This window comes from Microbacterium sp. X-17, assembly GCF_039615055.1.
This window is the reverse complement of sequence record NZ_JBDHNI010000010.1, coordinates 51,344-74,555: the sequence shown is the minus strand read 5'-3', so window position 1 is coordinate 74,555 and position 23,212 is coordinate 51,344. Positions and strand designations below refer to the sequence as shown.

The window sequence follows — 23,212 nt, the reverse complement described above, 5'->3', positions numbered from 1 at the left end:
GAATCGTCGATCGTGACTGCCTCCTCGCCTGCCTTCGCCCTGCCCGAAACCCTCCGCGCCAAGTCCGTTCCCGCCCTCATCGCCGCCGACGAACGGCACTTCGCCGCCATCCACCACACCCTCCGCAGGACCGTCGCCGAGCTGTCCGATCAGCTCGCCGCCGAGCTGCGCGCGCCGGGCGGTCACGGGCAGAAGGCGCTCGACCGGGACACCGAGGTCCGGCGGCTGAGCGCCCGCCTGCGCGCGCTCGGCCGATTCGGGATCGACGTGTGCCTCGGGCGGATGGTCACCGACGACGCGGAGACCGTCTACATCGGGCGCTTCGGGCTCACCGGCGACGACGGCGAGAAGCTGCTCGTGGACTGGCGGTCGCCCGCCGCCGAGCCGTTCTTCGGGGCGACGCTCGGGGACCCGATGGGACTGGTCAGCCGGCGGCGCTACCGCTGGGCGAAGGGCCGGGTGGCCGACTACTGGGACGAGGTCTTCGCCGCCGACGCCTGGGACGACGCCACCGAGCGCGCCGCCCTGGACGACCAGTCGGCCTTCATCGCGAGCCTCGGCGCGAGCCGGTCGCCGCGGATGCGGGACGTGCTCGCGACCATCCAGGCCGACCAGGACGCCATCATCCGGGACGGCTCCCGCGGCGCGCTCGTGGTCGACGGCGGGCCGGGTACCGGGAAGACGGTCGTCGCGCTGCACCGTGCCGCCTACCTGCTGTACTCCGACCCGCGGCTGTCGCAGGGGCACGGCGGCGTGCTGTTCGTCGGACCGAGCCCGGCCTACCTCGCCTACGTCTCCGACGTGCTGCCGAGCCTCGGCGAGGAGGGGGTGCAGCTCTGCACGCTGCGCGACCTGCTGCCGGAGGGCGCGGCGGCCGAGCCGGAGACCGACGAGGAAATCGCCCGGCTCAAGGCGTCGGCCGCGATGGTGACCGCGGTCGAGAGGGCCGTCCGCTACCACGAGGTCCCGCCGTCGCGCGGAATGGTCGTGGAGACCGAGTGGGCCGACCTCCCGCTGACGCCCGACGACTGGGCGGACGCGTTCGACGCGGCCGGGGCGGGCGTCCCTCACGACGAGGCGCGCGACGAGGTCTGGGAGGAGCTGCTGACGATCCTGACGGCGAAGGCCGGCGACGCGATCCCGGAGGGCGCCCTGCGCCGCCAGGTCACGCGGAACGACGGGCTCCGCGCGGCGTTCACCCGCGCGTGGCCGCTCCTGGACCCGGCCGGAGTGCTCGGAGACCTGTTCTCGGTGCCCGCCTACCTGCGGGCGTGCGCGCCGTGGCTGACCGACGAGGAGGTGCGAAACCTGCAGCGGGACGAGCCTCGGGCATGGTCGCTCTCCGACCTCCCGCTGCTCGACGCCGCCCGGCAGCGGATCGGCGACCCGGCCGCGAACCGGGTGGCGCGCCAGCGGGAGGCCGTCCTCGCCTTCGAGCGCGAGGGCCGCAACCGGGTGGTCGACGACCTGATCGCCGCCGACGACGGCGAGGGGCTCGTCACGATGCTGAAGGTGGAGGACGCGCAGCGCTCCCTGATCGACGAGGCCGCCCTCCCGAGCCTCGACCCCGACCTGCTGGCGGGGCCGTTCGCGCACATCGTCGTGGACGAGGCCCAGGAGCTCACCGACGCCGAGTGGCGGATGCTGCTACGACGCTGCCCGTCGCGCAGCTTCACGATCGTGGGCGACCGGGCGCAGGCACGGCACGGGTTCACGGACTCGTGGGCGGGGCGGCTGGCCGCGGCGGGCATCCCGGACGTGCGCGTCTCCACGCTGACCGTCAACTACCGGACGCCGGAGGAGATCATGGCCGAGGCCGCGCCGGTGATCCGGGCGGCCATCCCCGACGCGAACGTGCCGACGTCGGTCCGCAGCAGCGGGCTGCCGGTGGTGCGTGGCCGGCGGGACGACCTGGACGGGATCGTGGCGCGCTGGCTGGGGGAGAATCCGGCGGGGATCGGGTGCGTGATCGCGGCCTCGCCGGGTTGGTCGTCGCCGTCCGACCGCCTCCGCGTCCTCACGCCCGCGCAGTCGAAGGGGCTCGAGTTCGACCTGGTGGTGCTGCTCGACCCGGACGGGTTCGGGGACGGGATCGAGGGAGCGGTCGATCGGTATGTGGCGATGACGCGGTCGACGCGGGAGTTGGTGGTGCTGGCCCGCTAAACCCCCAGCGCCGCCTGCAGCTCCGCGTCGCTCGGCTCCACGAGGTGCCGCCCGTCCGGGAACACGATCACCGGGATGTTGGTGCGGCCGCTGATCGCGTGGGCGCGGTCGGCCTCCTCCGGGCGGGCGACGAGGTCGATGTACTCGTAGTCGGCGCCGAGGCGGTCGAGGAGGGACTTGGAACGGATGCAGTCGCGGCACCAGTCCGCGCCGAACATCGTGACGGTGTCGAAAGTGTCGGTCATCGTCCCAGCCTAAGCAGCGCCGACTGGGAGTCCGCCGTCCACGATGAGCGTCGCGCTCGCCGCGGTCGGCTCGATGAGGCGGGCGTTGGCGCCGTCGACGTCGCGCGCCCAGGCGAGGGCGGCCTCCGGGGTGCGGCCGTGGCGGGTGTGCCGGTCGACCAGCCGGCGCAGCCGCTCCTCCTCGGGGGTGGCGATGAACCATGATTCGGCCAGCAGGCGTGGGATGCGCGACCACGGGTCGGACGGCGCCAGCAGGTAGTTGCCCTCCACGACGATCAGCCGCGTGCCGGGCAGGACGGCCAGGCTCCCGGCGATGGGCTCCCCGACCGCGCGGTCGAAGGCCGGCGCGTACACAGGATGGTCGCGCTCGGCGAGGACGCGCTCCAGCAACGCCACGAAGCCCCAGCCGTCGAAGGTGTCGATCGCGCCCTTGCGATCCTGGCGCCCCAAGGCCTCCAGGGTGGCGTCGGCGAGGTGGAAGCCGTCCATCGGGAGGTACGCGGCGACCTGCTCGCCCGCCTGGCGGTCGGCGGCCTCCACGACGGCGCGCGCAAGCGTCGTCTTGCCGGAGCCCGGGCTGCCGACGATCCCGACGATCACGCGGCCGGCGCCTGCGGCCAGGCGGAGGGCGCGTCGCGCGAGGAGGTCCGGATCGGCGGGGTGCGGAGAGGGCTCCATAGGGACATTGTCCGCGGAGGGGCGAAGCTCCTCGTTCAGTACTGTCGTGAGGAAATCAAGTGCTATGCTGCGGACACCACACGTCGTTCGAAGGAGATCGTCGATGCCCGCAGAAGACCCGTCCGCACCCGGCCGGCCCACCCTCGACGCCCACCGCGGCCCGCTGCTGGACCCGCCGATCGAATACCGGCCCGAGCTCCGATGGTGGCTGGCGGAGGGCCTCCACACCGACCGCACCCTGCGGTTCGAGATCGACGCGGCGCACCGGCTCGGCTTCGGCGGCATGGAGTTCCTCGCGATGGACGAGCAGGCCATCGACCACGCGCGGTACGGCTGGGGCTCCGAGGAGTGGGTGCACGACTCGCGGATCGTGGTCGAGGAGACGACGGCGCGGGGGATGTCGGTGAGCTTCACCTCCGGCACCAACTGGTCGAACGCGAACCTGCCGACCATCGACCCCGACCATCCGGCCGCGGCACGCGAGCTGAACGTCGTGGTCGAGGAGGTCAAGGCCGGCGCGGGCCGCCACGGCGCGCTCAGGCGGATCGACCTGGATGCGCAGCGGGGGGAGAGCCTGCTGCCCGGGCACCGCGTCGCGCCGAAGACGCAGGAGTTCGTCGCCGCGGTCGCCGCGCCGGTGGTCGCGCCCGGCGAGGCGGGCGAGGCTCCCGTACTCGACGTGGACGGCGTCCTCGACCTCACCGCGCTCGTCGCGGACGGCCGCCTCGATTGGGAGCCCGCCGACAGCCGCGAGTGGCGGCTGTTCGTGTTCTGGTCGCACGGCACCGGGCAGACGGCCTCCCCGTCGGCGAGCGTCAACTTCACGGTCAACTACCTGGAGCGCGCGGGCGTGGACGCGGTGATCGAGTACTGGGGCTCGACCGTCTTGACGCCCGAGCTGCGCGAACTGATCGCCCGCAACCCGCGCGCGCAGATGTACATGGACTCGCTGGAGCTGAACACCTGGGGCGAGGGCGGTCTGTTCTGGGGCGCGTCGGTGGCGCGGGAGTTCCGTGAGCGCCGCGGGTACGACATCACCCCGTGGCTGCCGTTCCTCACCCGCAGCGTGCTGCTGATGGCCTCCGCCACCACCTACCGTTACCAGCCGCCGGAGGACCAGCGCGGCATCGTCGAGAAGGTGCGCCACGACTACGTGGAGACGCTGACCGACCTCTACGTCGAGAACATGCTGCGGCCGTTCGCGGCCTTCCTGCACGAGAACGGCATCCTGCTGCGCTCGGAGATCAGCTACGGCCTCCCGTTCGAGCTGACCCGTCCCGGCCCAGAGGTCGACGGGATCGAGACCGAGTCGCTGGAGTTCGGCTCCCAGATCGACGCGTACCGGTTGCTCGCCGGGCCGGCGCACCTGTTCGGCAAGCAGTACTCGTCCGAGACCGGCGCGACGACGCGCAACCACATGCTCGACCACCGCTTCTACGACCAGATCATCGCGACCCAGCTGGCCGCGGGCATCACCAAGACCGTGCTGCACGGCTGGGCGAGCACCGCGGGGGCCGAGGGCGCGACGGAGTGGCCGGGGCACGAGGGGATGTGGCCGGGGTTCTCGGAGCGGTTCGACCTCCGCCAGCCCGCGAGCGAGTTCTACCCGCAGTGGAACAAGGCGGTCGGCCGGTTCCAGTACCTGCTGCGGCAGGGCCGTCCGCGCATCGACGTCGGCATCCTGCGCACCGACCACTTCGTGGACAACATGTCCGGGATGTTCTTCCTCGACGAGAACGGGGAGCGGATCCCCGACGAGGTCGCCTACGGCCGGATGTGGATGCGGAACCGCGAGAACCACTGGTGGCAGGACCTCGGCATGCAGGATGCGGGCTGGAGCTACGAGTTCCTCGACGGCTCGCTGCTGCTGCGCGACGAGGTGGCCTTCGGCGATGGGCTCGTTCAGCCGGACGGCCCCGGCTACCAGGCGCTGATCGTGTACCAGGAGGCGCTGAGCGCCGACGTCGCGCGGCACCTTGTGGACTGGGCCAAGCAGGGCCTGCGCGTGCTGATCGTGAACGGCGCCCGGGAGCTCAAGCTGCTGATGACCGGCGAGCACATCGTCAACGCGCACGCGGCCTCCCGCACGCCCGGCCTCGACCACCGCGACGACGTGCTCGCGGCGACGATGGCCGAGCTGCGCGGCCTCCCGACTGTGGCGGAGGTGGACGACCCGGCGCGGACGGTGGCGGCGCTGCGCGATCTCGGTGTGGTCGGTCGCGCCGAGTTCACGGCCGAGAACCGCAACGTGCTCGGCTATCTGCGCGAGGACGGCGACCTGCTGCATGTGTACCTGTACCACTTCCTCTACGAGACGGGCGAGGACACCGTGGTGGAGGTCGCGCTGCCCGGCCTCGGGACGCCGCACCGGGTGGACGCCTGGAGCGGCACGGTCGCCGAGCGCCGGGGCGTGCGGGCCGAGGGGGAGCGGACCGTCCTGACCGTCGCGCTGGCGCCCGGTGAGACCGCGCTGTTCACCGTCGACCGCTCGCAGCCTCCGGCCGACTCGGCGCCCGCGGCCCGCGAGGTCGTGCAGGAGGTCGGCGGCTGGGCGATCGCCGTGGAGAGCTGGGACGCCGGCGAGGACGAACCGATCGTGGAGGACCGCGGCCTCGGCTACGAGAGCCGGGAGGTGCGGCCGACGACGGCGGTCGACGTGCTGCCGGTGGCCGGCTCCGAGTTGCTGCCGTGGGCCGAGCTGCCCGGTGTCGGGCCAGAGGTGTCAGGGGTGGCGGAGTACCGCACGTCGTTCATGCTCGACGCGCTCGCGGCGACCGGCGAGCGACTGCTGCTCGACCTCGGCTCGACGGCGGGAGGTCTCGGCTCGGTGGCCGTCAACGGCGGAGAGGCCGTGGGTTTCGACACGTCGCGGCCGGTGGTCGACATCACCGATGCAGCGCGCGCGGGCGAGAACACCGTGGTGGTCCGGGTGGCCAGCTCGCTGAACAATCGGCTGATCGCGCGCGGCTACTACGACGGCATCCCGGACATGGGGCTGTTCCTGCTGGGGCGGCAGGAGCCGCACGTGACGGTGGTGCGTCCGCACGGTCTGCTCGGCCCGGTGCGCGTCGTGCGGGAGGTCTGAGCGGCGCCGGCTGCGATACTGGGCACGACGCGACGAAGAGGAGGTGGCAGCGTGTCGGAGGACCCCGACCTCTCGCCGGTCATCGAACAGGACCCCCTCGACCTGCGCCTGTCGATCGCGTCGATCGTGCACTGGGCCGACAGCCGGGACGTGCGGGTGCGCGTGATGGAGCAGATCGGCTTCCCGGTGGACGACATCCCGATGTTCGTCGTCGTCAACCAGCTCGCCTACCGCGGAGCACTGCGCCCGACCGACCTGGCGGCGACTCTGGGCACGGGCAAGGCGAACATCTCGAAGATCGTGCGCCGCCTGGAGGAGATCGGCCTGGTGGAGCGGGTGCCGTCGCCGCGCGACGAGCGGAGCGTGCTCGTCGCGCTGACCGACGCCGGCCGGGAGCTGGGCGAGCGCATCATGGCGGTGGCCCAGGCCCAGGTGGACGAGGTCACCCTCGGCTGGGACCCGCAGGAGGTCGAGAACCTCCGCCGGTACGTCGCGCGCTTCGCGCGGCACGCCTTCGCGGGGCTGTCGATGACCTCAGGGCTGCGGGAGCGGTCCTGATGGGCGGCGTCGGCTCGGTCGGGCCACCGACGTCGGGGGCGGGTCGGATCGGGCGCGCGATCGCGCTCGTCGTCGTCGCGCTGATGGCGGCGTTCATCGTCGGGATCGGCCCGGTGATGACCTGGTCGGATGCCGTGACCCTGCCCAAGATCCACGAGCGCGTCACCAACGACACCAGCGCGGCCATCACCTGGAAGTGCTGGGGCGGCGACGTGACGATGAAGCATGGCGAAACCGCCTCGCTCTCCTTCGCCACACAGCCCGAAGACATCGGAGGGTGCGACTACGCCGGCGATGTCGAGATGTGTGTCAACGAGTTCTTTCCGGCCTCCGGTCAGCACGTGACCGCGTCGTACGCGATCCGCGAGTGGGCCTGCAAGTGACCCCATGCGACCCCACGCGGGCTACTGCGGGGGTAGCCGGTATGCGCGCAGTGCGGCGTGCGTGAGCACGTCGGCGCGTTCGTCCGCGGAGAGCCCCGCAAGCAGCGCATCCGCCGTCGCCCACGTCTCCGCATAGGGCCCGGCCAGCGTCGACACCGGCCAGTCGCCGCCGTACAGCACGCGTGCCGGTCCGAAGGCCTCGAACGCGTGCGCGACATACGGCCGCAGCCGCGCGGCGTCCGAGCCGCCACCGAGCGTGGTCAGGCCGGACAGTTTGACCGACACGTTCGGCCGGCGGGAGAGCTCGGTGAGGAGGCTCGCCCACGGCTCCGCTGAGTAGGCGCCGACCGGCGGCGTCCCGAGGTGGTCGATCACCAGGCGCAGCGACGGGAGCTCGCCCGCGATCGACACCGCGTGCTCCAGGTGCCGGGGGAGCACGCCGATCACGTCGAAGGCGAGACCGCGCGCGGCGAGCAGCGCGAGCGACGCGCGCACCTCCGGTCGCCCCAGCCAGTCGGCGTCCGGCTCGTCGTGGATCAGGTGCCGCACCCCGACGAACGACGGCTGAGACGACCACTCATCGAGCTGACGCGCGGCAGCCGCCGGGTCGAGCAGGTCGACCCAGGCGACGACGCCGGCGACCAGCGGGGAGGACACGGCGAACATCGCCGCCGAGTCCTCCACCGAGTTCGCGGCCTGGACCAGGACGACCCGGTCGACGCCCGCCGCCTCCAGCTGGGGCGCCACCTCGCCGAACGCGAAGGTCCGATTGATCGGCGCGAGCGCGTCGGTCAGCCACGGGTACGCGACCCGGTCCAGGTCCCAGAGGTGCAGGTGGGCGTCGACCGTCATCTCAAGCGGCCAGGTCGAAGCGGATGAGCGTCGGGCCGGCGACCGAGGGCTCCGGCAGCGTCACGAGGATCGCGTCGCCGTCGCGGGAGGCCGCGACCGGGGTGCCGTCGGCGAGGCGGGCGCTCGCCGCGTCCACCTGCGCCGAAGCCGGGAGGCGAACCGAGCCGGTCGCGTCCACGAACGCGTTCGCGGTGTCGCCGGTGCGGGTCCAGCGCACCCACGGCTCGTCCGAGGCGGAGGCGACAGAGGCGTCCAGTGTGGTCGACCCGAACACGGCCGAGCCGTTCACGGCGTTCCACGCCGCCAGGTGCTCCAGCGTCCGCCGCTGCAGGTCCGGCACCGTGCCGCGCGCGGTCAGTCCCACGTTGAGCAGGAGGTTGCCGCCGCGGGAGACGATGTCGACGAACGACTTGACGGCGTCCGGGCCGCTGAGCAGGTGCGTCTCGTCCTCCACCTGGTTGTAGCCGAACGAGAAGCCGATGCCGCGGCAGTTCTCCCAGGCGCCGGAGGCCTCCACGTCGGTGCCCTGCTGGTACTCGCTGGTGCGGAAGTCCCAGTGCGTCTCGCCCCAGCGGTCGTTGGAGACGCCGTCCGGGCGCGCGGCGTAGAACTTCTCGAACAGCTTCTCCATGCTGAACGGGCCGGACGGCTTGCCGGCGTCCGGCCACTCGATGTCGCCCCAGAGGATGTCGGGGGAGTAGCGCTCGATCAGGTCGTCCACGTGGTTGTACGCGTACTCGGCGTAGGCCGCGTCCACCGGGCGGCCGAACGCCTGGCCCTCGGAGGTGATCGGCGGCAGCTGCGAGAAGTGCCAGTCGAGGCCTCCCGAGTAGTAGACGCCGAAGCGGAGGCCGGCGTCGCGGGTGGCCTTCTCGAACGCGCCCACGAGGTCGCGGCGCGGCCCGCGCGCGACGGTGTTGCGGCCGTCGGTGCCCGGTGCGTCCCACAGCGTGACGCCGTCGTGGTGCTTCGTGGTCGGCACGAAGTAGCCGGCGCCCGTGCTCTTCACCAGCGCGATGAACTCGTCCGGGTCGAACTCGGCCGGGTCCCACTGGTCGAGGAAGTCGTCGTACGGGGCGCCGCCGTAGACCTCGCGCTGGTGCTCGGCCGCGGGGCTGCCTTCAATGCGGATGGTGTTGTAGTACCACTCGGCGTACGGGTTGTGGCGGAACCAGTACTCCTTCTCGATGGTGCCGAGCTCGCCGATCGGCTCCGCCCAGGCGGGAACGGAGTACGGGCCCCAGTGCACGAAGACCCCGAGCTTGGCGTCTCCGAACCACTGGGGGACCTCGCGCTCGAACCGGCGGTAGTTCTCGGGGCGGACGGGGTCGTCTTTGAACATGGCCACGCTGAGGCTCCTTCTGCGCTGAATGGATGTGGTGGGGCGGGGCGATTGTGGATCGAACCCCGTGCAGATATCCTATAGGCAATAGGCTTGGCTCTGAAAGACCTACTCGAAGGAGAGTTCGTTCCGTGACCCCCATCCTCACCGCGGCGCCCGATTCGTTCGTGCGCACCGACCTCGTGAAGCTGCCCGGCGGCGAATGGTTCACCGGCGCCGGCTTCGGGCTGTTCGTGCACTGGGACCACGCCAGCCAGCAGGGGATCGAGATCTCCTGGCCGCTGGTCGGTCGTTCCATCATCCCCGGTTCCGACCGCGTCGAGGACACTGTGACGGTCGAGCAGTACCAGTCGACGGCCGCGACGTTCGACCCGGTCGAGTGGGACGCCGTCGCCCTGGCCCGGCTCGCCAAGCAGGCGGGCGCGCGTTACGTCGTCTTCACGGCCCGTCACCACGCGGGCTACTCGATGTTCCACACGGCGCACTCCGAGTTCGGCATCCAGCACTCGCCGTTCGGCCGCGACATCACCAGGGAGTTCGTGGAGGCCGTCCGTGCGGAGGGCATCCGCGTCGGCATCTACTACAGCCTCCCGGACTGGAACCACCCGGACTACCCGGCGTTCACGATGGACGACCGGCCGTATGCGCTGGAGCACTGGCCGGCGGCCGGCGATCCCGCCAACGCGGGCACCCCTGTCGCCGACGACCGCCACCGCCGCCCGACGCCCGAGCAGTGGACGCGCTACCAGGACTACCTCCGCGGCCAGCTCACCGAGCTGCTCACCGGCTACGGCACGATCGACCTGCTCTGGTTCGACGGCGAGTGGGAGCGGTCGGAGGAGGAGTGGGACAGCGCCGGGCTGCGCGCGCTGATCAAGTCCCTCCAGCCGGACGTCGTGATCAACGACCGGCTGCTCGGCCAGGGCGACTACAAGACGCCGGAGCAGGGCTTCCCGGTCAGCGCGCCGGAGGGCCCGTGGGAACTCTGCCTCACCATCGGCCAGATGTGGGCGTGGCGTCCGGGCGACACCAAGAGCAAGAGCACGGTGTCGCTGCTGACGACGCTGATCGAGGTCGCCTCCCGCGGCGGCAACCTCCTGCTCAACATCGGGCCGAAAGGCGACGGCAGCCTCAACGGGTGGCAAGTGCGGACGCTGGAGGAGATCGGCGCGTGGATGGACGCGCACTCGGAGAGCGTCGTCGGCGTCTCGCCCACCAGGGGCGTCGACTTCTACGGTCCGTCGACCGCGCGGCAGGGGACGCTGTACCTCCACCTCGTCATGCGGCCGATCGAGCAGGTGATCGTGCGCGGCATCCCGGTCGGGCGGGTCCGCTCGGTGCGGCTGCTGGCGACGGGCGAGGAGCTCCCGTTCGAGGTCAACGTGGAGGTCCACGAGCAGGCGGAGCAGAGCGGCGAGGCGCTCGGGGAGCTGCACATCCCCGCGCCGGCCGCGTCGGGAGCGCCGATCGACGTGATCGCGATCGACTTCGAGCCGTTCGCGGACTAGACCGTCCGGACTACTTGAAACCTATATCAAACACCCTATAGGATCGCGCCAACACGGCGATCACCTTGATGAATCCAATGGAGGAGGCACAGCAAGTGACACCACGAACCAAGCGCGCAGCGGTACGGGCCGGTACCGCCATTCTGCTGGCAGGAGCGCTCACCGCGCTCGCCGGTTGTGCGGGCGGCGGAGGCGGAAACGCCGCCGGCGGCCCGATCAGCATGTACACCTGGGTCAGCAGTCAGAGCGACCGCGACCAGTGGCAGGGCTTCATCGACCTCGGCAAGAAGGTCGACCCCAAGCTGGACGTGACGATCGAGGGCCCGAGCTTCAACGACTACTGGACGAAGGTCAAGACCCGGCTGAGCGGATCCAACCCGCCCTGCCTGCTGACCACGCAGGCCGCACGCGCGCAGGAGCTCTCCGGGCTGCTGATGCCGCTGACCGATCTGATCACGAAGTACAAGCTCGACACCACGAAGTTCGACTCGTCCATGCTCAAGGGCATGACGGTGGACGGCAGCATCCGCGCCATCCCCTACGACGCCGAGCCGATCGTCCTCTACTACAACGTGGACGCGTTCCAGAAGGCCGGGCTCGCCCTGCCGAGCGCGACCTACACCCGCGACCAGTTCCTCTCCGACGCGAAGAAGCTGACCACGGCTGACCACAAGGCGCTCGCCATCGAGCCGGGCTTCTTCATCCCGAACGCGTGGGCCATCGCCGACGGCGCCGAGGCGGTCAAGGGCGGCAAGCTCGACCTGACCAACTCCAAGCTGGTCGACTCGGTGCAGTCGTACTTCGACCTGGTCTCCAAGGAGGGCATCGCCAAGGCTCCGGAGGCTGCGGACGGCAGCGACGTCGCCCAGTCGGCGTTCACCTCCGGCGCGAGCGACATACTCATCGAGGGGCCGTGGATGTACGGCACCTTCGCCGCCGCCGCCAAGTTCAAGCTGGGCGTCACCATCGTCCCGACCGCGTCGGGCGACGCCAAGGGCATGACGGCCGGCTCCGGCTTCGGCATCGCCAAGAACTGCAAGGACCCGGACAGCGCGTTCAAGGCGATCATGGCCATGACCGACACCAGCGTCCTGAAGGGCCAGGCCGAGAAGCGCGGCATCGTCCCGTCGCGTCCGGACGCGCAGTCGGCCTGGGCGGACGGCAAGTCCGCCGAGGCGTACAGCGCGGTGCAGGCACTGCTGAAGGACGCCAAGGCGCAGCTCACCACCCCGACCTGGAACCAGGTCGAGACCCTCTTCACCCAGTACGGAGTCGAGGGCTACCGGGGTGACAAGACCGCCAAGAATGTCATGACCACCATCCAGAACTCGGTGGGGCAGTAGGCGGATGTCCTCGCCACTGATCACGGGCGCCGTCGTCTCGGAGGAGACGGCGGCGCCCGCCGCGCCCGCGACCCGGCCGTTCCACGTCCCGCATCCCACGCCGCCGCGCGGCCGGAAGAAGCGCAGGGGCGACGGCCTCACCGCCCTGGCCTACCTGTGGCCCGGGCTCGCCGGCTTCACGTTCTTCATCGTGGTGCCGCTGCTCGGGTCGCTCGTCATCAGCTTCTTCGAGTGGCCGCTGTTCGGCTCGCCGACCTTCGTCGGCTTCGCCAACTACCAGAAGCTGTTCAGCGACCCGACGTTCTACACGGTGCTCCTGAACACCGTGATCTTCGCGTTCGTCTACACCGCGCTGAACGTCGCGCTCGCGCTCGCGGTCTCGCTGTGGCTGAACACGCGCGTCAAAGGCGCGGGCTTCTGGCGGGTCATTTTCTTCCTGCCGGCCATCACGCCGATGGTCGCCAACGCGCTGGTCTGGCGGCTGCTGCTCAGTGACAACGGGATCGTCAACTCGACGCTGCACTCGATCGGCATCCAGGGGCCGAGCTGGCTCTCCGACTCCCGGTTCGCGCTGGCGTCGGTCATCGCGATGTCGGTGTGGCAGTCGTTCGGCTACAACGTGATCGTGCTCTCGGCGGGCATCGCGGGCATCCCGAAGGAGCTGCTGGAGGCCTCCCGGATGGACGGCACGAACGCCTGGCAGCGGATGCGCTCGATCATCCTCCCGATGATCTCGCCCGCGCTGTTCTTCACCATGACCATGACGATGATCGGCGCCTTCCAGGTCTTCGTGCAGCCGCAGATCCTGACGCAGGGCGGACCGGGCGAGTCCACGAACACGTTCGTGCTCTACCTGTACCGCAACGGCTTCGTGTTCGACCGGCTCGGCTACGCGTCCGCTCTCGCGTGGATGCTGTTCATCGTCGTCATGCTCATCACCGCGCTGCAGTTCGCCGGACAGAAGAGGTGGGTCAACTATGACAAGTGAGGCGACCCGGGTGCGGCGACGACTGCGCCCGGCCCAGCGCAAGGCCGTCGCCACGACCTGGCTCAACACGGGCGCGGTCGCGGTCGTGGCGCTGCTGTTCACGTTCCCGTTCATCTGGATGTTCTTCTCGGCGCTCAAGCCGGAGTCGGAGGTCTTCTCGCCGACGCCGTCGTTCATCGGCTCCGAGGTCAAGTGGTCGAACTTCGTCGACGCGTGGACTCTCGTGCCGTTCGGGCGGTTCATCTTCAACGGCTTCTTCGTCGCGCTCTGCGGCTCGCTGCTCTCGGTGATCGTGGCGGTGCTGTCGGCCTACGCGTTCTCGCGGCTGCGGTTCAAGTACCGCGACCGGCTGTTCCTGCTGTACGTGCTCACGCTCGTGCTGCCGCAGGAGGTCCTGGTCGTGCCGCTGTTCATCATGATGAACCAGCTCGGCCTGGTCGACAGCTACGTGGCGCTCATCATCCCGTTCGCGTTCACGGCGTTCGGCACCTTCCTGTTGCGGCAGTTCTTCCTGACCATCCCGATCGAGTACGAGGAGGCCGCGATCATCGACGGCGCCTCCCGGTTCCGCACGCTGTGGTCGGTGCTCCTGCCGCAGCTCGCGGCGCCCATCTCGGTGCTCGGCGTGTTCTCGTTCGTCGGGTACTACAACTCGTACCTCTGGCCGCTCATCATCATCAACAGCCAGGACCTCGCGACCGTGCCGCTCGGGCTCTCCATGTTCACGGGCGAGCACGGGACGCAGTGGAGCCTGATGATGGCCGCCGCCACCATCGCGATCATCCCCTCGCTGATCATCGTCGCTGTGCTGCAGCGGCAGCTCATCAAGGGCGTCGCCCTCGGCGGCTTCGGCGGGCGCTGACAACGCATCGCTCCGGCCGCCTCCCGACCATCCACCAGAAAGCAGGACACGCATGACCCTCGCCCCGCCCTCCGCCCGCACCGCCGTCGACGGGACCATCGTCAGCGCCGAGGCGTGGCTGAGCGACCTCGAGGTCGAGACCGTCCGCACCGACGCCGTGCAGTCGTTCCTCAAGCAGGAGACGATCTTCGTCCGCCTCCGCACCGCGGGCGGCGTGGAGGGCATCGGCTACAGCTACACGATCGGGACGGGCGGCGAGGCTGTGCTCAGCCTGCTGCGCACCTGCCTGCTCGACGTGCTGGTCGGGATGGATGCCACTCGTCCGGAGGCCGTGTGGCGCGCTCTCTTCTCGGCTACGCGAGCGACCACAGTCGGCGCGATCACGTCGCTGGCGCTCGCCGCCGTGGACACCGCCGTGTGGGACGCGCGCTGCAAGGCCTCCGGGCTTCCCCTCTGGGTCGCGGCGGGCGGATCCCGGCCCAGCATCCCGCTCTACGACACCGAGGGCGGCTGGCTGCACTTCGACACGGACGAGCTGGTCGCCCAGGCGCTGGAGTCGCAGCGGCGCGGGCTGAACGGCGTGAAGATCAAGGTCGGCAAGCCGCGCGGGCACGAGGACGCCGAGCGGCTCGCCGCGGTGCGGGCCGCGGTGGGGCCGGGCATGGACATCATGGTCGACGCGAACCAGTCGATGACCGCCGCGGAGGCGATCCGACGGGCCGCGCTGTTCGAGCCGCTGGACATCTTCTGGTTCGAGGAGCCGCTGCCCGCCGAGGACGTCTCCGGCCACCGCCGGCTCGCCGAGTCGACCACGCTGCCGATCGCGGTGGGGGAGTCGATGTACTCCGTCGGGCACTTCCGCGAGTACCTGCAGGCCGGGGCTGCCTCCATCGTGCAGGTGGACGTCGCGCGCGTCGGCGGCATCACGCCGTGGCTGAAGGTCGCGCACCTCGCCGAGTCGTTCAACGTGGCCGTGGCGCCGCACTTCCTCATGGAACTGCACGTGTCGCTGTGCTGCGCCGTGCCCAACGCGCTCTACCTGGAGCACATCCCGCAGCTGCGCGCGGTGACGAAGCGCGAGCTGGTCGTCCGCGACGGCCACGGCGTCGCCTCGGACGCGCCGGGCCTCGGGATCGAGTGGGACCTCGACGCGATCGAGGACCGGAGGGTGGCGTGATGACGCACGTCGAGCGGGGGCCGATCGGCTACGGCGTGGCCGCGCTGGGCAACCTGTACGCGGCGCGACCGGACGACGTGTGGCCGGCGATCGTGCCCGCGGCGTGGGAGGCCGGCATCCGATACTTCGACGTGGCGCCGCACTACGGGCTGGGGCTGGCGGAGGAGCGGCTCGGCGAGGGGCTGCGCGGCCTCCCGCGCGAGGAGTACGTGGTCTCGACCAAGGTCGGCCGGCTGCTGGAGCCGAACCCGGAGTATCGGCCGGGCGACACCGACATCGCCAACCTGTTCGACGTACCGTCGACGCGGCGGCGACGGCTCGACTACTCGCGCGACGGCGTCCTGCGCTCGGTGGAGGACTCCCTGAGCCGGCTCGGCCTCGACCGCATCGACATCCTCTTCGTCCACGACCCGGACGAGCACGAACGGGAGGCGCTGGACGGCGCGTTCCCGGCGCTGGAGGAGCTGCGCTCGCAGGGCGTCATCCGCTCCTACGGCGCCGGGATGAACCAGTCCGCGATGCTGGAGCGCTTCGTGCGGAACACGGACCTCGACGTGGTGATGTGCGCGGGCCGCTACACGCTGCTCGACGGGACGGCCGGGGCCGACCTGCTCCCGGCGGCGCTGGAGCGCGGGGTGGACGTGGTGATCGCCGCCGTCTTCAACTCGGGCATCCTCGCGACCGACCGTCCCGGCGTCGGGGCGACGTTCGACTACGGCGCCGCGCCTGCGGCCCTGGTCGAGCGCGCGGGACGGATCGCGGACGTCGCGCGGCCGTACGGGTTCACCCTCCCGCAGCTGGCCGTCCAGTTCCCGCTGCGGCATCCCGCGGTCTCCACGGTCGTGCTCGGCGCCGACACCCCGGAGCAGATCGTCCGCAACGCCGAATTGGCCGAGCCGCGGGTGCCGGACGCGCTGTGGGCGGAGCTGGACGCCGCGGGGCTGACGCCGTCGAACATCCTGCATCCTCTTTCCTCTATCTAGCAGGCCCGCAAGCCTAGGATGTGCACATGAGCATCGAACCTTCCCCCAGCGAACACTTCCTGCCCGCGCGGCGGGCGCTGGCCGACGACGTCTACGACGCGGTGCTCGGCCTGCTCATGGACCAGGTGATCGAGCCGGGCAGCCGCGCCAGCATCGACGGGATCGCCCGCCAGCTCGGCGTCTCGCCGACCCCCGTGCGCGAGGCGCTCGCGCGGCTGGAGTCCGAGGGCCTCGTCGTGAAGAAGGCGCTCAAGGGCTACACAGCTGCGCCGCTGCTCGACGCCGACGGCCTCCGCGAACTGTTCGAGATGCGGCGCCTGCTGGAGCCGTACGCCTCCCGCAACGCCGCAGGGGAGATCGACGCCGAGACGCTGGACCAGCTGGAGCAGCTCTGCGAGGACATGCACCGCAGCGGTGAGGCGGCGCAGACCGGCGACGACCGGTTCAAGGACTACAAGGACTTCGCCAACGCGGACGCCGACTTCCACCGCCTGATCGCCGCGCACTCCGGCAACGCGCTGCTGGCCGACGCGATCTTCCGGCTGCGCTCGCACATGCACCAGTACCGCATCTACTTCAAGCACGGCGTGGTGGACGAGACCTCCGGCGAGCACGAGGCCGTCCTGGAGGCGCTGCGGGCCGGCGACGCCGCGGGCGCCGAGCAGGCGATGCTCGACCACATCACGAAGTCGTACACGCGCATCGCGACCAGCCTCGACGCCTAGCCCCCGCACATTCGTTACAAATGGCGCTTTTGCGCGCCCGAAAGCAGCCATTCGGCACAAATGTGAGGCGGCTGCGGTGGCGATGAGGACCTATATCCAATAGGATGTTTCCTATGAGTACCGTGACCGGCTTCGAGACCCTGGACGTGCGCTTCGAGACGTCCGCCCTCCTCGACGGCTCCGACGCGATGAACCCCGACCCCGACTACTCCGCCGCCTACCTGCGCGTGAGCACCGACGCTCCCGACGGGCTGGAGGGCCACTCCTTCGTCTTCACGATCGGCCGGGGCAACGACGTCCAGGTCGCCGCGATCGAGGCCGTCGCCCACCGTGTGATCGGGCGCGACGTGGAGGCGATCCTCGGCGACCTCGGCGCCTTCTGGCGCGAGTTCGTCCACGACTCCCAGCTGCGCTGGCTCGGCCCGGAGAAGGGCGCGATGCACATGGCCATCGGCGCGGTCGTCAACGCGTTCTGGGACCTCAAGGCCAAGCGCGCCGGCCTCCCGCTCTGGCAGCTGCTCGCGCGCATGACGCCGGAGGAGCTCGTCGACCTGGTCGACTTCCGCTACCTCAGCGACGCCCTGACCCGGGAGGACGCGCTCGCGATCCTGCGTGCTGCCGAGCCCGGCCGGGCCGCGCGCGAGGCCGAGCTGCTGGCGATCGGCTATCCCGGTTACACCACGACCCCCGGCTGGCTCGGCTACTCCGACGACAAGCTGCGCCGCCTGGCGAAGGAGGCCGTCGATGAGGGCTTCCAGCAGATCAAGCTGAAGGTCGGCGACCGGCTGGAGGACGACCTCCGCCGCCTCCGCATCGCCCGCGAGACCGTCGGCCCGGACATCCGCATCGCCATCGACGCCAACCAGCGCTGGGACCGCGACCAGGCGATCGACTGGATCAGCGCGCTCGAGCAGTTCGACCTCGCCTGGGTCGAGGAGCCCACCAGCCCCGACGACGTACTGGCGCACGCGGCGATCGCGCGCGCTGTGGCGCCGGTGCCCATCGCCACCGGGGAGCACGGGATGAGCCGCGTGCTGTTCAAGCAGCTCCTGCAGGCCGGCGCGGCCGCGATCGTGCAGATCGACTCCACGCGCGTCGCCGGGGTGAACGAGAACATCGCGATCCTGCTGCTGGCCGCCAAGTTCGGCGTGCCGGTGTGCCCGCACGCGGGCGGTGTCGGCCTGTGCGAGGCGGTGCAGCACTTCTCGATGTTCGACTTCGTCGCCGTCTCCGGCACGCAGGAGGGCCGGATGATCGAGTACACCAAGCACCTGCACGAGCACTTCGTCACCCCCGTCGAGCTGGAGCGCGGCCGCTACCGCGCCCCGCTCGCGCCGGGCATCGGCATGGAGATGCTCCCCGAGTCCCTCTACGCGCACCGCTACGAGCCCACCCTCACCCCAACCCCGTAACCCAAGCCACGAGGGGCACGTTGTTGTCACTTTTCGACGCGAAAAGTGACAACAACGTGCCCCTCGGCGGTTGTGGGAGGGTCAGCGGCGGGGGCGGAGGGAGTACATGCCGCCGTCGACGGCGAGGATGACGCCGTTCGTGGAGGCGGAGCGCGGCGACGCGAGGTAGGCGACGGCGTCCGCGACCTCCTGCGGCCGCACCAGCCGGCCGCTCGGCTGGCGGGCCTCCAGCGCGGCGCGCTCGGCGTCCGGGTCCGCGGCGCTGTCGAGCAGGCGCCCGACCCAGGGGGTGTCCGCGGTGCCGGGCGCGACCGCGTTGACGCGGATGCCGAACGGCAGGCAGTCGGCGGCGATCGCGAGCGTCATGGCGGAGATGGCGCCCTTGGAGGCGGAGTACAGCACGCGCTGCGGGAGGCCGGCCGCCGCCGCGATCGAGCTCGTGAGCACGACGGCGGGGGAGGGCGACGCCTTCAGGTGCGGCATGGCGTGCCGGATGGTGCGGGCGGAGCCGATGACGTTCACGTTGAGGACGCGCGCCCACTCGGCGTCGTCGTTGGCCTCCACGTCGCCCTGCGCGCCGATGCCGGCGTTGGCGATCACCACGTCCAGGCGGCCGGCGTCGGCGACGACCTCCGCGATCGCGGCGCGCACGCTCTCGTCGTCGCCGATGTCGCAGCGGATGCCCGTGTGCGGCGCGGTGACCGTGGATGCGTCGAGGTCGAGCGCGTACACGCGGGCGCCGTGGCTCGCGAGCTCGTCGGCGATGGCCTTGCCGAGCCCGGATGCTCCGCCCGTGACCGCGGCCACGAGCCCTTCGAAATCGGACAACGTCGTCTCCTTACTGTTGAGCCGCAATCGCTTCCGGACTTATGTACGCGACACGCCGGGTGCGGACGTACACAACTCCGGAAGCGATGGCGGGTGGTCAGGGGGTGGGGCGGACTGTGCTGCGCTGCTCGCCGAGGCCGTCGATGCCGAGCCGGACCTCGTCGCCGGCGCCGAGGTACGGGAACCGGCCCGACAGGCCGACGCCCTCCGGGGTGCCGGTGTTGATGAGGTCGCCTGGCTCCAGGACGGTGAACTGGCTGAGCCGGTAGACGATCTCGGCGACGCCGAAGATCAGGTCGGAGGTGTTCGAGTCCTGTCGCGGCTCGCCGTTCACGCTCGACCAGATCCGCAGCCCGGAGCCGTCGCCGACCTCCGCGGTCGGCACGAGCCACGGGCCCAGCGGGTTGAAGGTCTCGAAGCTCTTGCCCTTGCTCCACTGGCCGAGCGAGCGCTGCAGCTGATACTCGCGCTCGGACACGTCGTCGGCGACCGCGAAGCCCGCGATGTGCGCCAGCGCCTCCTCGGGCGAGGACAGGTAGCGGGCGCGGGTGCCGATGACCGCCGCGAGCTCGACCTCCCAGTCGGTCGTGGTGGAGCCGGGCGGCAGCAGGATGTCGTCGTTCGGCCCGACGACGGTGTTGGGGTGCTTGTAGAACACCACGATGTCGGTCGGCGGCTCGGAGCCGGACTCGCGCGCGTGCGCCGCGTAGTTCATCCCGATGCAGATCACGGCCTGCGGACGCGCGATCGGTGCGCCGATCCGGAGACCGGTCGTGTCGACCGGGGGAAGCTCGCCGGCGAGGGCGGCGGCCTCCGCGCGGGCCAGGCCGTCGGCGGCCAGGAAGGCGCCGTCGAGGTCGGCGGTCAGCGGGCGCAGGTCCCACGTCGTCTCGCCGTCGCTGACGACCGGGAACTCCGCTCCTGGTTCGCCGAGTCGCATGAATCGCATGGGGGTCCTTTCGCCGTCTCCCGCCAGCCTATTACTATTTCCTATAGGAATCCAAGATCAGGCTCCCGGAAGGAATCCCATGCGCGTCGCCCTGCACTCCGTCCTCCGCGACGGCCACGAGGCCGCCTACGAGGAGGCGCACGTCGTCATCCCCGACGAGCTGGCCGCCTCGTTCGCCCGGCTCGGCATCCACGACTGGACGATCTGGCGCAGCGGCCGCGACCTCTTCCACCTGGTCGAGTGCGACGACTTCGCGGCGGCGATGCGCGCGCTGGACGACGACCCCGCGAACCAGCGCTGGCAGGCGTTCATCAACCAGCACGTCGACCACTTCGTCACGTCGGCCGACGGGCCCGAGGGGATGATGCTGGGCCGCGTGTGGCGGCTGGAGGAGCAGCGCCAGGGCTGAGCCCGGCCTAGCGCCGCGCCGTGCTCGCCCGCACCACCAACTCCGGCTGATACAGCACCCGCCGCGCCTCCAGCTCCGGGTCGGCGGCCTCCTCCAGCAGGATCTGCACCGCCGTCTCGCCGATCAGGTGGCTCGGCTGGCGGATGGAGGTGAGCGGCACGACCGAGGCGCCGGCGAACTGGATGTCGTCGTAGCCGACCAGCGCGATGTCGTCCGGGACTGCGAGGGTGCCGTCGATGACCAGCGTCTGCAGCAGGCCGATCGCCAGGAGGTCGTTGGCGGCGAAGACCGCGTCGGGGCGGTCGTCGGGAGCGCGGTCGGCGATGGCCTGGCCGGCGCGGCGCCCCTCCAGGACGTTGAGCGCCTCCACGTCCACGACCTCCAGGCTCACCTCGGGATGCCGCTCGACGACCGAGCGGGCCCCGGCGAGACGGTCGGCGACCTGCTGGATGGCGAGGGGGCCGCCCACGAAGGCGATGCGCGTGCGGCCGGTCTCGATCAGGTGCGTGGCGGCCATCGCGCCGCCGGCGACGTCGTCCACCGAGACGGAGCTGAAGGTGCTGTCGCTGCTGACCCGGTCGACCAGCACGGCGGGGATGCCGCGGTCCCGCATCCGTCGCAGCCGCGCCGCCGCGTCGCCGACCGGGGCGAGCAGCACGCCGCGCACGCGGAGCTCCTCGAACAGGTTGAGGTAGCCCGACTCGCGGTCCTGGCGCTCGGTGCTGTTGCCGACGATCACCGAGTAGCCGGCGTCCGCCGCCGCGTTCTCGGCGGCCGTGGCCACGTCGGTGAAGAACGGGTTCGCGCCGCTGAGGCTGATCAGCCCGATCGCCTGGCTGTGTCCGAGGCGGAGCTGGCGGGCGGCCTCGTTGCGCACATAGGAGAGCTTCTCCATCGCGAGGTGGACCCGTTCGACCGTCTCGGCCGACACGATCTCGGGCCGGTTGAGCACGTTGGACACGGTCCCCACGGACACCTGAGCCAGTGCTGCGACGTCCTTGACGCTTGCGGAAGCCATAGTGATTCCCCTCTCGCCGGTCATCGTAACGGATGCTCGGGTTGAATCGAAACAATTTTCAACTCACCACAGGATGAGAATAGTTTCATCTGTTGAGTATCCCGGTTAAAAACCTGGTCAGAGCAATATTATCAAACCGATTCGCAAAACTTGGCGACTTGAACGCACGATTCAGCGCCGGATTCCACCGCCGTTACTGAATCGACACAATTGGTTCTTGACGTAATCCTCCGCAGGACTTATCTTCATGTGAAGCGTTTCAAAACACCCCGAACACCCAGGGGCGGAAGCGTCCCGAATACAAGGAGGTATTTGATGTTCTCTCGCAGGACGACGACCAGAGTCGTCGCCACGCTCGGCGGGATCGCCATCGCGGCGCTCGCGCTCGCCGGCTGCAGCTCGTCGGGCGGAAACTCCAACGGCCCGGTGACCATCTCGCTGCTCGCCGGCGGCAACGACCCGGCCAGCACCAAGTTCGCGAACGACCTCGCGACCTCGTTCCACAAGGCCAACCCCCAGATCACGGTCAAGGTGGAGACCCGGCCGGCGGGCACGGACGGTGACAACCTCATCAAGACGCGCCTCTCCACCGGGGACATGAACGACGTGTTCCTCTACAACTCGGGCTCGCTGTTCCAGGCGCTGCACCCCGACACCCAGCTCCAGCCGCTCACCGACGAGTCCTGGGTGAAGGACATCACCGACGACTTCAAGAAGACGGTCAGCACCTCGAAGGGCACCTACGGCGCCCCGACCGGCACGACCTTCGATGGCGGCATCATGTACAACAAGAAGGTCTACGAGAAGCTCGGCCTGTCCGTGCCGAAGACCTGGAGCGACTTCATCTCCAACAGCGAGAAGATCAAGGCCGCGGGCATCGTCCCCGTCATCCAGTCCTACGGCGACACCTGGACGAGCCAGCTCTTCGTGCTCGGCGACTTCGCGAACGTGAACGCGAGCGACCCGAAGTGGGCCGACGACTACACGGCGAACAAGTCCAACGCGAAGTACTCGAAGCAGCCGGCGCTGGCGGGCTTCACGCACACGCAGGAGGTCTTCGACAAGGGCCTGATGAACAAGGACTACGCGTCGCTGACCAACGTCAACGCCCTCAAGATGCTGGCGACCGGCGAAGGCGCGCAGTACCCGATGATCACCACGGTGATCAGCAACGTGCTGCAGTCCAACCCCGACAACATCAACGACATCGGCTACTTCGCGATGCCGACCGACTCGGGCGAGCCGCACGCGACCGTCTGGGAGCCGGGCGGCGCGTACATCCCGAAGACGAGCACCGGCGACAAGCTGGCGGCCGCGAAGAAGCTGGTCGCGTTCATCAACTCGCCCACGGGCTGCGACATCCAGAACAGCGCAGGCACCCCCGCCGGACCGTTCGCGATCAGCACCTGCAAGGTCCCGGACAGCGCCCCCGCGCTGGTCAAGGATGAGCTGAAGTACCAGGACGACAAGAAGACGGGCCTCGCGCTCGAGTTCCTGTCCCCGATCAAGGGCCCGAACCTGGAGAAGATCCTGATCCAGGTCGGCTCGGGCATCTCCACCGCCCAGCAGGGCGCAGGCCTGTACGACCAGGACGTGAAGGCCCAGGCCCAGCAGCTCGGCATCAAGGGCTGGTGAGCCCGTCCGGGCCGGCGCCACGGCGCCGGCCCGGACACCACACACCCCCAGAAGACTCGACGAGGAGCA

21 protein-coding genes are annotated in these 23,212 nt (G+C 70.3%); 14 read left to right on the top strand and 7 right to left on the bottom strand.

Annotated elements, in window-relative coordinates; genetic code table 11:
- The first annotated feature begins 9 nt into the window (after positions 1-9).
- Positions 10-2,163, top strand: a complete 2,154-nt coding sequence (gene helR, locus ABCS02_RS32870; protein ID WP_345839970.1) for an RNA polymerase recycling motor ATPase HelR — start codon at positions 10-12, stop codon at positions 2,161-2,163.
- Here the strand turns inward: helR and ABCS02_RS32865 are convergent.
- Entirely contained in the window at positions 2,160-2,408 is a 249-nt protein-coding gene (locus ABCS02_RS32865) for a glutaredoxin family protein (RefSeq protein WP_345839929.1), read from the bottom strand. The two genes, helR and ABCS02_RS32865, sit on opposite strands and share 4 nt — an antisense overlap.
- 9 nt (positions 2,409-2,417) lie before the next feature.
- A complete protein-coding gene (locus tag ABCS02_RS32860; protein ID WP_345839928.1) occupies positions 2,418-3,086 on the bottom strand; it encodes a nucleoside/nucleotide kinase family protein in 669 nt (222 codons plus the stop codon).
- 103 nt (positions 3,087-3,189) lie between these two features.
- Here ABCS02_RS32860 and ABCS02_RS32855 point away from each other — a divergent pair, with 103 nt between their 5' ends.
- The 3 genes from ABCS02_RS32855 to ABCS02_RS32845 are packed head-to-tail and all read left to right on the top strand — an operon-like array spanning position 3,190 to position 7,112.
- On the top strand, positions 3,190-6,171 hold the full coding sequence (locus tag ABCS02_RS32855; RefSeq protein ID WP_345839927.1) for a glycosyl hydrolase: 2,982 nt from the start codon (positions 3,190-3,192) through the stop codon (positions 6,169-6,171).
- Between the two features lie 51 nt (positions 6,172-6,222).
- Positions 6,223-6,729, top strand: coding sequence for a MarR family transcriptional regulator (locus ABCS02_RS32850; RefSeq protein ID WP_345839926.1), 507 nt, complete (start codon positions 6,223-6,225; stop codon positions 6,727-6,729).
- Positions 6,729-7,112: a hypothetical protein gene (locus tag ABCS02_RS32845; RefSeq protein WP_345839925.1), complete on the top strand. Its 384-nt coding sequence runs from the start codon at positions 6,729-6,731 to the stop codon at positions 7,110-7,112. Before ABCS02_RS32850 ends, ABCS02_RS32845 begins: the two co-directional genes overlap by 1 nt.
- Before the next feature lie 21 nt (positions 7,113-7,133).
- On the opposite strand, the gene ABCS02_RS32840 is transcribed toward ABCS02_RS32845, so the two are convergent.
- Positions 7,134-7,964, bottom strand: coding sequence for an amidohydrolase family protein (locus ABCS02_RS32840; protein WP_345839924.1), 831 nt, complete (start codon positions 7,962-7,964; stop codon positions 7,134-7,136).
- Position 7,965: 1 nt separating this feature from the next.
- The gene (locus tag ABCS02_RS32835; RefSeq protein ID WP_345839969.1) at positions 7,966-9,306 is read right to left on the bottom strand and encodes an alpha-L-fucosidase; all 1,341 of its coding nucleotides are present in this window, start codon (positions 9,304-9,306) and stop codon (positions 7,966-7,968) included.
- Positions 9,307-9,437: 131 nt separating this feature from the next.
- Between ABCS02_RS32835 and ABCS02_RS32830 the strand changes: the two genes are divergently transcribed.
- The 8 genes from ABCS02_RS32830 to ABCS02_RS32795 all read left to right on the top strand — a co-directional run bounded on the left by ABCS02_RS32830 (position 9,438) and on the right by ABCS02_RS32795 (position 18,304).
- Positions 9,438-10,814 carry an alpha-L-fucosidase gene (locus ABCS02_RS32830; RefSeq protein ID WP_345839923.1) on the top strand — a complete coding sequence of 459 codons (1,377 nt, stop codon included), beginning with the start codon at positions 9,438-9,440 and terminating at the stop codon, positions 10,812-10,814.
- Between the two features lie 95 nt (positions 10,815-10,909).
- Positions 10,910-12,157 carry an extracellular solute-binding protein gene (locus ABCS02_RS32825; RefSeq protein WP_345839922.1) on the top strand — a complete coding sequence of 416 codons (1,248 nt, stop codon included), beginning with the start codon at positions 10,910-10,912 and terminating at the stop codon, positions 12,155-12,157.
- Positions 12,158-12,161: 4 nt separating this feature from the next.
- Positions 12,162-13,145 (top strand): sugar ABC transporter permease, encoded by a 984-nt coding sequence (locus tag ABCS02_RS32820; RefSeq protein WP_345839921.1) that lies wholly within the window; start codon positions 12,162-12,164, stop codon positions 13,143-13,145.
- Positions 13,135-14,007, top strand: a complete 873-nt coding sequence (locus ABCS02_RS32815) for a carbohydrate ABC transporter permease (protein WP_345839920.1) — start codon at positions 13,135-13,137, stop codon at positions 14,005-14,007. The genes ABCS02_RS32820 and ABCS02_RS32815 overlap by 11 nt, the downstream gene beginning before the upstream one ends.
- A 52-nt stretch (positions 14,008-14,059) precedes the next feature.
- Complete coding sequence (locus ABCS02_RS32810) at positions 14,060-15,184, top strand: mandelate racemase/muconate lactonizing enzyme family protein (protein ID WP_345839919.1); 1,125 nt, start codon at positions 14,060-14,062, stop codon at positions 15,182-15,184.
- Positions 15,184-16,167, top strand: a complete 984-nt coding sequence (locus tag ABCS02_RS32805) for an aldo/keto reductase (RefSeq protein WP_345839918.1) — start codon at positions 15,184-15,186, stop codon at positions 16,165-16,167. The genes ABCS02_RS32810 and ABCS02_RS32805 overlap by 1 nt, the downstream gene beginning before the upstream one ends.
- Positions 16,168-16,193: 26 nt before the next feature.
- Complete coding sequence (locus ABCS02_RS32800; protein ID WP_345839917.1) at positions 16,194-16,892, top strand: GntR family transcriptional regulator; 699 nt, start codon at positions 16,194-16,196, stop codon at positions 16,890-16,892.
- Between the two features lie 113 nt (positions 16,893-17,005).
- Positions 17,006-18,304 carry an enolase C-terminal domain-like protein gene (locus ABCS02_RS32795; protein ID WP_345839916.1) on the top strand — a complete coding sequence of 433 codons (1,299 nt, stop codon included), beginning with the start codon at positions 17,006-17,008 and terminating at the stop codon, positions 18,302-18,304.
- An 81-nt stretch (positions 18,305-18,385) separates the two neighbouring features.
- On the opposite strand, the gene ABCS02_RS32790 is transcribed toward ABCS02_RS32795, so the two are convergent.
- Both ABCS02_RS32790 and ABCS02_RS32785 read right to left on the bottom strand, forming a co-directional pair.
- Complete coding sequence (locus ABCS02_RS32790) at positions 18,386-19,132, bottom strand: SDR family oxidoreductase (protein WP_345839915.1); 747 nt, start codon at positions 19,130-19,132, stop codon at positions 18,386-18,388.
- Between the two features lie 97 nt (positions 19,133-19,229).
- A complete protein-coding gene (locus ABCS02_RS32785; protein ID WP_345839914.1) occupies positions 19,230-20,081 on the bottom strand; it encodes a fumarylacetoacetate hydrolase family protein in 852 nt (283 codons plus the stop codon).
- A gap of 79 nt (positions 20,082-20,160) precedes the next feature.
- On the opposite strand from ABCS02_RS32785, the gene ABCS02_RS32780 reads away from it, so the two are divergent.
- A complete protein-coding gene (locus ABCS02_RS32780) occupies positions 20,161-20,490 on the top strand; it encodes an L-rhamnose mutarotase (RefSeq protein WP_345839913.1) in 330 nt (109 codons plus the stop codon).
- Between the two features lie 7 nt (positions 20,491-20,497).
- Here the strand turns inward: ABCS02_RS32780 and ABCS02_RS32775 are convergent, their stop codons facing one another.
- On the bottom strand, positions 20,498-21,508 hold the full coding sequence (locus tag ABCS02_RS32775; protein WP_345839912.1) for a LacI family DNA-binding transcriptional regulator: 1,011 nt from the start codon (positions 21,506-21,508) through the stop codon (positions 20,498-20,500).
- Between the two features lie 315 nt (positions 21,509-21,823).
- Here ABCS02_RS32775 and ABCS02_RS32770 point away from each other — a divergent pair, with 315 nt between their 5' ends.
- Positions 21,824-23,143 carry an extracellular solute-binding protein gene (locus ABCS02_RS32770; protein ID WP_345839911.1) on the top strand — a complete coding sequence of 440 codons (1,320 nt, stop codon included), beginning with the start codon at positions 21,824-21,826 and terminating at the stop codon, positions 23,141-23,143.
- Positions 23,144-23,212 lie beyond the last annotated feature (69 nt).

Coding starts and splice junctions, on each gene's coding strand:
- ABCS02_RS32805 (WP_345839918.1), top strand. CDS start 15,184: ATGACGCACGTCGAGCGGGGGCCGATCGGCTACGGCGTGGCCGCGCTG.
- ABCS02_RS32785 (WP_345839914.1), bottom strand. CDS start 20,081: ATGCGATTCATGCGACTCGGCGAACCAGGAGCGGAGTTCCCGGTCGTC.
- ABCS02_RS32810 (WP_345839919.1), top strand. CDS start 14,060: ATGACCCTCGCCCCGCCCTCCGCCCGCACCGCCGTCGACGGGACCATC.
- ABCS02_RS32845 (WP_345839925.1), top strand. CDS start 6,729: ATGGGCGGCGTCGGCTCGGTCGGGCCACCGACGTCGGGGGCGGGTCGG.
- ABCS02_RS32855 (WP_345839927.1), top strand. CDS start 3,190: ATGCCCGCAGAAGACCCGTCCGCACCCGGCCGGCCCACCCTCGACGCC.
- ABCS02_RS32840 (WP_345839924.1), bottom strand. CDS start 7,964: ATGACGGTCGACGCCCACCTGCACCTCTGGGACCTGGACCGGGTCGCG.
- ABCS02_RS32815 (WP_345839920.1), top strand. CDS start 13,135: ATGACAAGTGAGGCGACCCGGGTGCGGCGACGACTGCGCCCGGCCCAG.
- ABCS02_RS32800 (WP_345839917.1), top strand. CDS start 16,194: ATGAGCATCGAACCTTCCCCCAGCGAACACTTCCTGCCCGCGCGGCGG.
- ABCS02_RS32795 (WP_345839916.1), top strand. CDS start 17,006: ATGAGTACCGTGACCGGCTTCGAGACCCTGGACGTGCGCTTCGAGACG.
- ABCS02_RS32820 (WP_345839921.1), top strand. CDS start 12,162: ATGTCCTCGCCACTGATCACGGGCGCCGTCGTCTCGGAGGAGACGGCG.
- ABCS02_RS32835 (WP_345839969.1), bottom strand. CDS start 9,306: ATGTTCAAAGACGACCCCGTCCGCCCCGAGAACTACCGCCGGTTCGAG.
- ABCS02_RS32865 (WP_345839929.1), bottom strand. CDS start 2,408: ATGACCGACACTTTCGACACCGTCACGATGTTCGGCGCGGACTGGTGC.
- ABCS02_RS32775 (WP_345839912.1), bottom strand. CDS start 21,508: ATGGCTTCCGCAAGCGTCAAGGACGTCGCAGCACTGGCTCAGGTGTCC.
- ABCS02_RS32780 (WP_345839913.1), top strand. CDS start 20,161: ATGCGCGTCGCCCTGCACTCCGTCCTCCGCGACGGCCACGAGGCCGCC.
- ABCS02_RS32770 (WP_345839911.1), top strand. CDS start 21,824: ATGTTCTCTCGCAGGACGACGACCAGAGTCGTCGCCACGCTCGGCGGG.
- ABCS02_RS32860 (WP_345839928.1), bottom strand. CDS start 3,086: ATGGAGCCCTCTCCGCACCCCGCCGATCCGGACCTCCTCGCGCGACGC.